Origin of the sequence: Streptomyces sp. NPDC006393 (genome assembly GCF_040628575.1) — a bacterium.
GTDB lineage: Bacteria > Actinomycetota > Actinomycetes > Streptomycetales > Streptomycetaceae > Streptomyces.
The window spans coordinates 20,714-32,252 of the sequence record NZ_JBEXZD010000099.1 but is presented as its reverse complement, the minus strand read 5'-3'; the positions used below and the strand labels follow the sequence as shown (position 1 = coordinate 32,252).

The window sequence follows — 11,539 nt, the reverse complement described above, 5'->3', positions numbered from 1 at the left end:
CCACGGACAGGGCCGTCTCCGACTGGGCCCGCGGCAAGAAGGCCCTGGTCATCGGCGCCGGCTCGATGTCGTCGCTGGCCGCCGCCACGCTGGCGCGCGCCGGGGTCGCCGAGATCGTGATCGCCAACCGCACCCAGGAGCGCGCCGAGCGCCTGGCGCGGATCCTCACCGAGGGCGACGACACGGACGTGCTGGCCCGCGCGGTACCGATGAACGCGGTGCCGGCCGAGCTGACACGTGCCGACGTCGCCGTCTCCTGCACCGGCGCGACCGGACTGGTCCTGACCGCCGAGTCGATCGCCGCCGCGGTCGAGGGCCGCACCGGCGCGCCCGCCACGGAACGCGACGGCGAGCGCCCCGGCGGCGAGAGCCCGGCCGAGGACGCCGGGGAGCGCCGTACGGCCGTGAAGACGGACGTACGCGAGACCCCGCTGCCGCCCGCCACCGTCGGCGCCGAGGAGGGCTGCCCGCTCGACCTGGCCTCCGTGGAGCCCGGCTTCTCGCTGCTGGGCGAGTCCGCCGTCGCGGGCATCGACGCGGCCACCCTGGAGCAGCACGGCACCTGGGTGGACAACGGCACCGTGGACCGCCGGGAGCCCGCCGAGCGGGTCGTCGAGGCCGACGCCGAGCTGATCACCGCGCTCGCCGCGACCGTCGCCACCGTCGGCCGCGTCCCCGAGCTGCGCAGGCCCGAGCCGGTCGCCGTGGTGCCGCGCCCCGAGCCGGTGCTGTTCCTGCTGGACCTGGCCATGCCGAGGGACGTCGACGCGGCCGTGCACCGGCTGGCCGGGGTGCGCCTGGTGGACATCGAGTCCCTGGCGGAGGCCTCCGCGGACGCGCCGATGGCGGCCGACGTCGACCAGGTCCGCCGCATCGTCGCGGGCGAGGTCGCGGACTTCGCGGCGGCCCAGCGGGCGGCGCACATCACGCCCACCGTCGTCGCCCTGCGCACCATGGCCGCCGACGTCGTGGCCAGCGAGATCGCCCGCCTGGAAGGGCGGCTGCCCGGCCTGGACGGCAAGCACCGGGCGGAGATCACGCAGACCGTGCGGCGCGTCGTCGACAAGCTGCTGCACGCGCCGACCGTCCGGGTCAAGCAGCTCGCGGCGGAGCCCGGCGGCGCCGGGTACGCGGACGCGCTGCGCACCCTGTTCGACCTCGACCCGGAGACGGTGGCCTCCGTCTCCCGGGCCGACGAGGCCGACGAAGACTCCGAGAAGAACGGCAAGAACCGAGGGCCGGCATGAGTACCAAGGCACTGAAGCTGGGGACCAGGCGAAGCAAGCTCGCCATGGCCCAGTCCGGGCAGGTGGCGGACGCCGTGAGCCAGGTGACCGGACGGCCCGTCGAGCTCGTCGAGATCACCACCTACGGCGACGTCTCCCGCGAGCACCTGGCGCAGATCGGCGGCACGGGCGTGTTCGTCGCGGCGCTGCGCGAGGCGCTGCTGCGGGGCGAGGTGGACTTCGCGGTTCATTCGCTCAAGGACCTGCCCACCACGCAGCCCGACGAGCTGGTCCTGGCCGCGATACCCGAGCGCGAGGACCCGCGTGACGTGGTCGTCGCCCGGGACGCGCTGAAGTTCACCGACCTGCCCCGCGGGGCGCGCATAGGCACCGGCGCGCCGCGCCGCATGGCCCAGCTGAACGCGTACGCCCGCGCCCACGGCCTGGACATCGAGACGGTCCCGATCCGGGGCAACGTCGACACGCGCATCGGATACGTCCGCGGCGGCGAGCTGGACGCGGTCGTGCTGGCCGCGGCCGGCATGAACCGGATCGGCCGCAGCGACGAAGTGACCGACTTCCTGTCGGTCGACACGGTTCTGCCCGCCCCCGGCCAGGGGGCCCTGGCGATCGAGTGCACCGCGGGCAACGCGGAACTCCTCGCCGCGCTCGCCCAGCTCGACGACCCGTTCACGCGGGCCGCCGTGACGGCCGAGCGGTCACTGCTCGCCGCCCTGGAGGCCGGTTGCAGCGCCCCTGTGGGCGCCTTGGCCGACCTTCTGGCCGACGGGCAGATTGTCAAGGAAATGCGCCTGCGCGGCGTCGTCGGTACGACCGACGGCTCCACGCTGGTGCAGCTGTCCACCACCGGTCCCGTGCCCCGGACGCACGACGATGCGATGGCGTTCGGTCGCGAACTCGCCACCGAGATGCTCGCCCAGGGCGCGGCCGGTCTGATGGGGGAGCGAGCACATTGAGCCCCACCACCCTTCCTGCCGCCGGTCCGGAGCACGGGCACGTCACCTTCCTCGGTGCCGGACCCGGGGATCCGGGACTGCTGACACTGCGCGCCGTCGAGGCGCTGGCGAACGCGGACGTCCTCGTCGCCGAGCACGAGGTGCTCGACGTCGTGCGCACGCACGCCCGCCAGGGCGTCGCCGTCGTGCACACGGACACGGATCCCTCGTCGGACCCTGTTCCGGGCACGGGCACACCCCAGCTGACGGTTGTTGACAGCACGTCAACAACCGTCGGGGTCCCCGCGGTGCGGGATGCCGCACATCTTGTCATGGAGGCCGCGCGGGGCGGCAGGCGGGTCGTCCGTGCGGTGTCCGGGGACCCGGGACTTGATACGGACGCCGCCGCCGAAATGCTCGCCTGCGCGGCGGCCGGGGTGCCCTTCGAGGTCGTCCCCGGCATCGCGACCGCCGTCGGCGTGCCCGCGTACGCCGGTGTGCCGCTGCGCGACGCCGAGGGCACCGACGTACGGTTCGTCGACGCCCGCACCGCCTCCGACCGCTGCTGGACGGAGGTCGGCGCCTCGGACGGCACGGTCGTCGTGTCCACGACGCTGGACTCGGTGGCCGCGGCGGCCGGCGAGCTGGTCTCCGCGGGCCGCAAGCCGGACACCCCGATGACGGTCACCGTCGCCGGTACGACCACCCGCCAGCGCACCTGGAGCGCCACCCTCGGCACGGTCGCGCAGACCCTGAAGCAGGCCAAGGTCCTGCCGTCCCCGGACGGCGGCCGGCCGGTGATAGCGGTGGTCGGTGAGAGCAGCGCCGCCGCGCGGCGCGACCAGCTCTCCTGGTTCGAGTCCAAGCCGCTGTTCGGCTGGAAGGTGCTCGTGCCGCGCACCAAGGAGCAGGCCGCGTCGCTCTCCGACCAGCTGCGCTCCTACGGCGCCGTACCGCACGAGGTGCCCACGATCGCCGTGGAGCCGCCGCGCACGCCCCAGCAGATGGAGCGCGCGGTCAAGGGCCTGGTCACCGGCCGCTACGAGTGGATCGCGTTCACGTCGGTCAACGCGGTCAAGGCGGTCCGCGAGAAGTTCGAGGAGTACGGCCTGGACGCCCGCGCCTTCGCGGGCATCAAGGTCGCGGCGGTGGGCGACCAGACGGCCAGGGCCCTGATCGCCTTCGGCGTGAAGCCCGACCTGGTGCCGAGCGGCGAGCAGTCGGCCGCCGGCCTCCTGGAGGACTGGCCCCCGTACGACCCGGTCTTCGACCCGATCGACAGGGTCTTCCTCCCACGCGCCGACATCGCCACCGAAACCCTGGTGGCGGGCCTGATCGAGCTGGGCTGGGAGGTCGACGACGTCACGGCGTACCGGACCGTGCGCGCCTCGCCGCCTCCGGCGGAGACCCGCGAGGCGATCAAGGGCGGCGGCTTCGACGCGGTCCTGTTCACCTCGTCCTCCACGGTCCGCAACCTCGTCGGCATCGCGGGCAAGCCGCACAACGTCACGGTGATCGCCTGCATCGGCCCGGCGACCGCCAAGACGGCCGAGGAGCACGGCCTGCGCGTCGACGTCATGGCCCCGGAACCGTCGGTCCACAAGCTGGCGGAGGCGCTGGCCGACTTCGGCATGAAGCGTCGCGCGGCGGCCCTGGAGGCCGGCGACCCGGTGACCCGTCCGAGCGAACGGCGACCGGGGGCGCGGAGGCGTCGCTCCACGACCTGAGGTGAGTTTCGAAGCGGTTGGAGCGCCCTCGCGGGACGCTCCAACCGCTTTTCAGCGCCCGGCCGCGGCGTACGGCAGGAAGGTCGCCCAGGCGGTGGGGCGAACGGTCCGTCGGGCTGAATCACGGCAGCCTCGCGCGGGTGACGATCTTCCCCGGCCCCTGTGCACTGGGGGCGGGAAGGCATTCCGCCTGTACGTCCGTGAAGCTGTGTCGGTGTGTGAGTTCGGCCTGTGCCTCTGAGGGATGGCACCAGCGGTCGACTACGGCATCGTCCGTCCTCGAATCGCCCTCAAAAAACCCCGGCGACCCGGGCCGTGTCAACGTGTACCCGCTCCCCGACCTCAAGGACATGGCATCGAGGAACAGGTGCCGTCTGAGTACGCGTACTCAGACGGGCTGGTGGCTGATACGGATGGGTCCCTCGACGCAGCGTTACTACTGTGCTTCTCGACCACCGCAGTCTTGCGGTCGCGCGTTTACAGGATCTCGGCGACGTACGGCGAGACACGGGGGAGGGGCCACGCATGGCGTGGGACGAGTGGGAGCAGCTCAAGGCCGCGGCGGCCGAACGGCACTCCACACGGATGCAGCTCAACCAGCTTCCCGGCGACCAGAACGGGACGAGTTCGACCGGTAGCGGCGCTTCCGGCAGGCTCCGGTCCGACAAGAAGGCGTGGTCTACGGCCGGCCAGGGCGTGGGGAACCTGCGGGACAACATCGGCAAGGCGCTGACGAAGCTGGAGCACGGCACGGCAGGGCTCGGCAAGGCTTCCGGGTCTTCGACCGCGGCGGCCCAGAAGAGCGTGTACGACTCCTGGGAACGCCGCGTGAAGGACATCAGCCAGCTGTGCAACGGGGTCGCCGGCGTGCTGGAGAAAGTGGGAAATGACCAGCTCAAGACCGATGAGGCCATTAGGGCCGAGATCGCTGGGCTGAAGGTCCACTCCGAGGACACGTCCGCCGCCGGTGGCACGGCCAAGGGCCGGTGATCCGGACACATGGACCTCAAGAAACTCCAGGCCATCAACCCCTCTGAGTACGCTGACGCAGCGGACGGGTACCGCGCGATCAGTGACATGGCCGACGCGGCCAAGGACCGCATCGACAAGCAGATCACCAAGGTCATGCAGAAGGCCAACGAGGGCGAGGCGGCCGACGCGGCGCAGAAGCAACTGGCCAAGCTTTCGCAGAACTTCCACTACACCCAGGTCGAATGCGGCCTGATCAGCGGAGCACTCAATGGTTTCTCGTCCGAGATCGCCGCCCCGCGGCGCCGCCTGATCGAGGCACTCGATGACGCGAAGGCGCTGTCGTACGCCGTTGACGCAAACGGCAGCGTCGTTTACCCCGCCGGTGGCGAGAACGAACTGACCGGAGAGAAGATCGCCGGCGGAACGGTCACCGGGTTCAACGGCATCTACAGCCGCGGACCCGGCCCGGACATGACCGGCCTGCGCAGCCCCAACCCGAACCGTGCGAAGGCCCAGGACATCGCCGACCGCATCGCCCACGCTGTGCAGGAAGCCACGGAGATCGACGACCGCTACAGCAAGGCGTTGGAGAAGCTCAAGGCAGCCCCGGGGCTGACGGTCGACACCAAGACGTGGACGGACGTGGCCGCCGATGCCGACGCGGTGAGTTCGGCCGCGACCGAGTACATCAAGGAGCACATTCCGCTGGACAAGTCGCCTGCCGACTGCAAGAAGTGGTGGGACAGCCTCAGCGATGAGCAGCGCGATGAGTACAAGCGGGCTTTTCCGGAGATCATCGGCAACCTGGACGGCATTCCGTCCGATGTCCGGGACGAGGTCAACCGCGAGAATCTGGACATTCTGATCGGCAAGCTCTCCGGTGAGGACGGCGAAAGGGCCAAGACTCAGCTGGACGCTCTCAAGAGCATCCAGCTGCAACTGCAGGACAACGCCGCGAAGCAACTGGTGGATCCCAAAGAGCCGCCCATGTACCTGTTGGGGATCGGTGACGAGGGACTCGGTCGTGCCATCGTCGCGTTCGGGAATCCCGACAAGTCGAAGAACGTGTCGGCGTATGTTCCCGGTCTCGGTACCGCGCTGGACACCGCCTTCGCGGGCGGCGATGTGAAGCGGGCCTATGACACTGCGGTCGACGCCCGGAACATCGATCCGTCCAGCGCATCCATCGTGTGGCTGGGCTACGACCCACCGCAGCTCGACGCTCCCCTTGACCCTGCCACCTTGGTGTCCGACACGGATGTCATGTCCGCACATGACGCGGAGAAGGGCGCACCGTCGTACAACTCGTTCATGGGCGGACTCGCCGCGACGAACGATCACAAGGACCTGCACCTGGTCGCGATCGGGCACTCCTACGGTTCTCGCCTCGTGGGCGCGGCAACGCAGGAGCCAGGGGGAATCCCCCGAGCCGATGACATCATCCTTGTCGGGAGCCCTGGCACCGGCGTCAACCACGCGGCAGATCTTGGGGTCGGGAAGGACCATGTGTTCGTGGGCGCGGCCGAGAACGACCCCGTCAGCCGCCTGCCTTCGAAGAAGGAGGCCGTGGCCGGCACCGCCGGTTTCTTCGGCGGCGGTCCGGCCGGTGCGTACCTCTTCGGGGACTTCGCAGACCAGGGTGATGATGACCTCTGGTTCGGCAAGGACCCGGCCAGCGAGGCGTTTGGTGCCAGACGCTTCAAGGTGGTGGACGGCCCGATGCCGGTGGTCGACGGGCAGGGACTGACTCCAGCGCACTCCAACTACTTCAACCCGGCCAGGGACAAGGACCCTGTATCCGCTGCCAACATCGCGGCCATCGTCGCGGGCCGACCTGACCTGGTGACCTGGGACAAATACCGATGAAGACTCGTGCTGTGGCCCTCGTGGCGTCAACTCTCATCCTTTCCGGTTGCGGCCTCATCGGGGGCACTGGAGGCGAGGGCGGGAAGTCTGGCGCGGCGAAGGAGACGAACATGAACATGCAGGAAGCGGCCGATCACGCAGAGGGGATCATCGACGCGACCCTCAAGGCGATCAACCCGTCGGTCGAGGTCATGCGGGGGCCGTCGAGTGAGTCCAGCTGCACTGACTTCAAGAACGACGGCACCGGTACCGGGTCGGTGAGCCGTCGACGTTATGTGATGACGATCATCTCGGACGAGCGGCGTGGCGGCTTTCTCGGTGTCGTCGAGCGCTATTGGAAGAAGCAGGGTTACAAGATCACGTCGGTGCGAAACAGTGCCGACATGCCGGCGATCTCCGCGACCGCGCCAGACGGCTTCGAGGTCAGCCTGGAGTTCGGGTACAAGGGGCAGGCCGGCTTCCACGTGACCTCCCCGTGTGTCACCGAGTCGAAGGTCACCGAAGCACCCCGGAAACCCCTGAAGCCGGGTAGCCCGGAGGCCAAGGGGCTTCCCTATATCCACTCAGACTTCTGGTCCGCGTCCACCCCGATCACTTCAGCTTCACCGACGCCGTCACGCTGACTTCCCGTATCCATTGCCGACAGCTGTCGATGAGGCTGCCTGTCCGCTTCACGACCGCAGATGACGAGGTTCCGGCGGCCTCTCAGCGAGGTAGGCGGTGCGCTCGGCCGGGCCGGAGGGTGCTCGGGCGCCGGTGGATACGCACCGCCGCGGCGGTCAGACCAGCGTGGTGATGCAGAACGGGTGGCCGGCAGGGTCGAGGAGGACTCGCCAGCGGTCGGGGGAGGGCTGGTGGTCGGGCTTGGCGGCGCCCAGGGAGAGCAGGCGGGACTCGGCGGCCTCCAGGTCGTCGACGCCCAGTTCGAGGTGGGCCTGCTTCTCCTGGGCGGGGTCCGGCCAGGTGGGGCGGCGGTAGTCGGCGAGGCGGTTGAAGCCCAGGCCGGGCGCGCCCTCCTGGGCGAGGAAGACGAAGTCGTCGGTGGAGAAGGCGACGGGCAGGCCCAGGGCCTCTCCGTAGAAGCGGGCCAGTTCGGCGGGATCGGAGCAGTCGAAGGTGACCGCCGCGTAGCGGAACGTGGGGGCGGAGGCGGTGTTCTCAGTCGTCATGCGCAGGACCGTAGGGCATGACCCGGACAGTTCCGGTCCTCATCCTGACTCGTCCGTGGAAGACTTCCGAGAGTGATCAGTGCCTCCGTCCGTCTGCTCCGGCTGGTCTCCGTGCTGGCCGCCCGGCCGTCGTGGACCTGTGCCGAGCTGGCCGAGCGGATCGGGGTCACCGAGCGCACGGTGCGCCGCGACGTCGCCAGGCTCCGCGAGATCGGCTACGTCGTCGAGTCCGAGCCCGGTCCGTGGGGCGGTTACCGGCTGCGGGCCGGCTCTCGGGTGCCACCGCTGATCCTCGACGACGAGGAGGCCCTCGCCGTGGCCGTGGGGCTGCGCGAGGCGGCGCTGAGCGGTGCCCTCGGCGGTGACCAGGCCGCGCTGTCGGCGCTGCTGAAGCTGCGGCAGGTGCTGCCGCGGCGGATCGCGGACCGGCTGGGCGAGATGGACGCCGCCTTCGTGCACACCCCGAGAGCCAGCGAGCCGCAGATCACGCCCACCATGCTGCTGGAGCTGGCCGCGGCGTGCCGCCGGGGCGAGCGCGCCCGCCTGTCCTACCGCGACGTCCAGGGACGGGCCACCGTCCGGGACGTCGACCCCTACCGTCTCGTCCACACCGGACGCCGTTGGTACTTCGTCGCCCGGGACGTGGCACGCGACCAGTGGCGTACGTTCCGGGCCGACCGCGTCGCGCGGCTGCACCCGACCGGGCAGCCGGTGGAACTGGCCGACCCGCCCGACCCGGCACAACTCGTCTCCCGCTCCACGGCCAACGGCCCCTACCCGCTGAACGCGACGATCCGGCTCCCCCTGCCCATGGACGAGGCGCTGCGAGTGATCCCGGCGACGGTCGGCACGCACCGGCCGGACGGCCCCGACGCCACGATCGTCGACGTCGGAGGACCCGACGCGGACGGGCTCGCCCGGTACCTCCTCGGCCTGGCCGTGCCCCTGCGGGTCCTGGCCCCCGACGCCGTACGCCATGCCCTGGTGCGCCGTACCCGGGAGCTGCTGGAGGCCAACGCGGAGGACGAGGCGTGCGCGGACGACCGACTCGGCGTCGGCAAAGGCACGGGAGCGGCGGGCGTAGCGTAGAGGGCATGACGAAGTACGGATCCTTTCCCGGTACGCGTCCTCGTCGGCTGCGCACCACTCCCGCGATGCGCCGCATGGTCGCCGAGACGCGGCTGCACCCGGCGGACCTGATCCTGCCCGCGTTCGTGCGGGAGGGCGTGAGCGAGCCCGTGCCGATCACGGCGATGCCCGGGGTCGTGCAGCACACACGGGACAGTCTGAAGAAGGCCGCCGCCGAGGCGGTGGAGGCCGGGATCTCCGGGATCATGCTGTTCGGGGTGCCGGAGGAGTCCAAGAAGGACGCCCTCGGGACGGCCGGGACCGATCCGGACGGGATTCTCCAGGTCGCGTTGCGCGATGTGCGGGCCGAGGTGGGGGACGAGCTGCTCGTCATGTCCGACCTGTGCCTGGACGAGTTCACCGATCACGGGCACTGCGGCGTCCTGGACGCCGAGGGCCGTGTCGACAACGACGCCACCCTGGAGCGGTACGCCGAGATGGCCCAGGTGCAGGCCGATGCCGGCGCCCATGTCGTCGGGCCCAGCGGGATGATGGACGGGCAGATCGGTGTCGTCCGTGACGCGCTGGACCAGATCGGGCGCGAGGACGTCGCCATCCTCGCCTACACGGCCAAGTACTCCTCCGCCTTCTACGGGCCCTTCCGGGAGGCCGTCGGCTCCTCGCTGAAGGGCGACCGCAAGACCTACCAGCAGGACCCGGCGAACCTGCGCGAGTCGCTGCGCGAGCTGGCCCTCGACCTGGAGGAGGGGGCCGACATGGTGATGGTGAAGCCCGCCGGTCCCTACCTGGACATCCTCGCCCGGGTCGCCGACGCCGTGGACGTGCCCGTCGCCGCCTACCAGATCTCCGGCGAGTACTCGATGATCGAGGCCGCCGCCGAGAAGGGCTGGGTCGACCGGGACCGGGCCATCATGGAGACCCTGACCGGCATCAAGCGGGCCGGGGCGCGCAACATCCTCACCTACTGGGCCACCGAGGTCGCGCAGAAGCTGCGCTGAACGGTGCCGGGTTCCGCCGGTGCCGGCCGGTCGCCGGCGCACGGGCGCCCCGGGTGCCCCGGGTGCTCCAGGGACCGCGACACCGAGGAGGGGCCCTCGTCCCGCACGCCCTGACCGTCGTGGCAGCCGGTCAGGGCCGCGGAGGCGGTGAGCAGGAGTGCCGTCGCGGCGAGCGGCCGGGCGCGGGTGAGACCGCGGGCCCGGGTGAGGGTGAGCCTGCGGGTGCGGGTGGAGCGTGCGGGCATGGGCATCCCCCGTGGACGAACACGTGACGAACACGAACGGGCCGCGATGACGGGCGGCCGGACGCCCTCAGCTTGATCCCTTCGGGCCTCCCTGCGCCACGGTCGCCCGCGAACGTGGGACGCCGGGACGCCGGCACCGGATGCGACCTGCGGATACGTGTCCGCTGTGGGACACGGGACGGGACGGTCACGGGACGGTGACGGGACGGTCCGGTCCGGGTTCGCCGTCTCGGGCACCATCAAGTCTCCCTGGGAGTTAGGTTGTTGAAGATCAGCCGAATCTGCCAGGGAGACGCCCCATGTCCGGTGATGCCCTCGATCACGACTCCGCCGAGCTGAGGAGGAGGATCGACTCCACCAAGCCGCACCCGGCCCGGGTCTACGACATCTTCCTCGGCGGCAAGGACCACTACCCGGTCGACCGGCAGGCCGCCGCCACGGCCATCGCCAACCATCCCCGCGGCTTCCTCACCGCCCGGCACAACCGGGACTTCCTGCGCCGGGCGGTCACCACACTCGTGGAGAAGGAGGGCATCCGCCAGTTCCTGGACATCGGCACGGGCCTGCCGACCGCACAGAACGTGCACCAGATCGCCCAGCACATCGCCCCCGAGTCACGGGTGGTGTACGTCGACAACGACCCGATCGTGCTGGCGCACGCGCGCGCCCTGCTCACCAGCGGGCCCGAGGGCCGCACCGACTATGTCGACGCCGATCTGCGCGACCCCGGGCGCATCCTGCGGGAGGCGGCGCGGACGCTCGACCTGAGCCGGCCCGTCGCGCTGTGCCTGGTCGCGGTGCTGCACTTCATCGAGGACGATGCGGCCTACGGCATCGTCCGGGAGCTGCTGGACGCGCTGCCCTCGGGCAGCTGGCTCGTGCTGAGCCACCTGGCCGACGACCTCAACCCGGAGGAGACCGCCAAGGTGGTGCAGTCCTTCAGGAGGAGCGGACTGACGTTCGTGCTCCGGTCCCGGGACAAGGTGGAGCGGTTCTTCACCGGCAACGGACTGACCCCCGCCGAACCGGGCGTGGTTCCCGTGCACCGCTGGCGGCCCGACGGTGCGGCGCCCGTGCTCCCGGCCCCGAGCCCCGAGTACCTCGCCTCCCTGGAGTTCATCGACCGCATCAGGTACCACGACATCAACGACGTCACGGACGACGACGTCAGCGTCTACGCGGCCGTCGCCCGCAAAGCCTGACCACCCGGCCCCAGGCCTGACCAGCCGGCCGCAGGCCCGACCAGCCGCCCCCAGGCCCGACCAGCCTGCCCCAAGGCATGCCCCACCCG

At 70.8% G+C, this 11,539-nt stretch carries 11 protein-coding genes; 9 read left to right on the top strand and 2 right to left on the bottom strand.

What is annotated here, in order from left to right; all coding sequences use genetic code 11:
* The 6 genes from ABZ484_RS30285 to ABZ484_RS30260 form a co-directional block, all read left to right on the top strand.
* Positions 1-1,247 (top strand): 2-dehydropantoate 2-reductase N-terminal domain-containing protein (locus ABZ484_RS30285; RefSeq protein ID WP_358869113.1); only part of this gene is annotated, 1,247 nt, incomplete at its 5' end.
* Positions 1,244-2,203 (top strand): hydroxymethylbilane synthase, encoded by a 960-nt coding sequence (hemC, locus tag ABZ484_RS30280; protein WP_358869112.1) that lies wholly within the window; start codon positions 1,244-1,246, stop codon positions 2,201-2,203. The genes ABZ484_RS30285 and hemC, both read left to right, overlap by 4 nt.
* Positions 2,200-3,909 carry a uroporphyrinogen-III synthase gene (locus ABZ484_RS30275; protein ID WP_358869111.1) on the top strand — a complete coding sequence of 570 codons (1,710 nt, stop codon included), beginning with the start codon at positions 2,200-2,202 and terminating at the stop codon, positions 3,907-3,909. The genes hemC and ABZ484_RS30275 overlap by 4 nt, the downstream gene beginning before the upstream one ends.
* Before the next feature lie 525 nt (positions 3,910-4,434).
* Positions 4,435-4,899: a hypothetical protein gene (locus tag ABZ484_RS30270; RefSeq protein WP_358869110.1), complete on the top strand. Its 465-nt coding sequence runs from the start codon at positions 4,435-4,437 to the stop codon at positions 4,897-4,899.
* Between the two features lie 9 nt (positions 4,900-4,908).
* Positions 4,909-6,747: an alpha/beta hydrolase gene (locus tag ABZ484_RS30265; protein WP_358869109.1), complete on the top strand. Its 1,839-nt coding sequence runs from the start codon at positions 4,909-4,911 to the stop codon at positions 6,745-6,747.
* Positions 6,748-6,857: 110 nt separating this feature from the next.
* On the top strand, positions 6,858-7,370 hold the full coding sequence (locus tag ABZ484_RS30260) for a hypothetical protein (RefSeq protein WP_358869108.1): 513 nt from the start codon (positions 6,858-6,860) through the stop codon (positions 7,368-7,370).
* A gap of 156 nt (positions 7,371-7,526) precedes the next feature.
* Here the strand turns inward: ABZ484_RS30260 and ABZ484_RS30255 are convergent, their stop codons facing one another.
* Positions 7,527-7,916, bottom strand: a complete 390-nt coding sequence (locus tag ABZ484_RS30255) for a VOC family protein (protein WP_358869107.1) — start codon at positions 7,914-7,916, stop codon at positions 7,527-7,529.
* Between the two features lie 72 nt (positions 7,917-7,988).
* On the opposite strand from ABZ484_RS30255, the gene ABZ484_RS30250 reads away from it, so the two are divergent.
* Both ABZ484_RS30250 and hemB read left to right on the top strand, forming a co-directional pair.
* Complete coding sequence (locus ABZ484_RS30250; RefSeq protein WP_358869106.1) at positions 7,989-9,005, top strand: YafY family protein; 1,017 nt, start codon at positions 7,989-7,991, stop codon at positions 9,003-9,005.
* Between the two features lie 5 nt (positions 9,006-9,010).
* Entirely contained in the window at positions 9,011-10,003 is a 993-nt protein-coding gene (gene hemB / locus ABZ484_RS30245; protein ID WP_358869105.1) for a porphobilinogen synthase, read from the top strand.
* Here the strand turns inward: hemB and ABZ484_RS30240 are convergent.
* Entirely contained in the window at positions 9,967-10,248 is a 282-nt protein-coding gene (locus tag ABZ484_RS30240; RefSeq protein ID WP_358869104.1) for a hypothetical protein, read from the bottom strand. The two genes, hemB and ABZ484_RS30240, sit on opposite strands and share 37 nt — an antisense overlap.
* A gap of 299 nt (positions 10,249-10,547) precedes the next feature.
* On the opposite strand from ABZ484_RS30240, the gene ABZ484_RS30235 reads away from it, so the two are divergent.
* The gene (locus ABZ484_RS30235; protein ID WP_358869103.1) at positions 10,548-11,450 is read left to right on the top strand and encodes an SAM-dependent methyltransferase; all 903 of its coding nucleotides are present in this window, start codon (positions 10,548-10,550) and stop codon (positions 11,448-11,450) included.
* The last annotated feature ends 89 nt before the right edge of the window (positions 11,451-11,539 follow it).

Coding starts and splice junctions, on each gene's coding strand:
- ABZ484_RS30240 (WP_358869104.1), bottom strand. CDS start 10,248: ATGCCCGCACGCTCCACCCGCACCCGCAGGCTCACCCTCACCCGGGCC.
- hemB (WP_358869105.1), top strand. CDS start 9,011: ATGACGAAGTACGGATCCTTTCCCGGTACGCGTCCTCGTCGGCTGCGC.
- ABZ484_RS30235 (WP_358869103.1), top strand. CDS start 10,548: ATGTCCGGTGATGCCCTCGATCACGACTCCGCCGAGCTGAGGAGGAGG.
- ABZ484_RS30255 (WP_358869107.1), bottom strand. CDS start 7,916: ATGACGACTGAGAACACCGCCTCCGCCCCCACGTTCCGCTACGCGGCG.
- ABZ484_RS30260 (WP_358869108.1), top strand. CDS start 6,858: ATGAACATGCAGGAAGCGGCCGATCACGCAGAGGGGATCATCGACGCG.
- ABZ484_RS30265 (WP_358869109.1), top strand. CDS start 4,909: ATGGACCTCAAGAAACTCCAGGCCATCAACCCCTCTGAGTACGCTGAC.
- hemC (WP_358869112.1), top strand. CDS start 1,244: ATGAGTACCAAGGCACTGAAGCTGGGGACCAGGCGAAGCAAGCTCGCC.
- ABZ484_RS30270 (WP_358869110.1), top strand. CDS start 4,435: ATGGCGTGGGACGAGTGGGAGCAGCTCAAGGCCGCGGCGGCCGAACGG.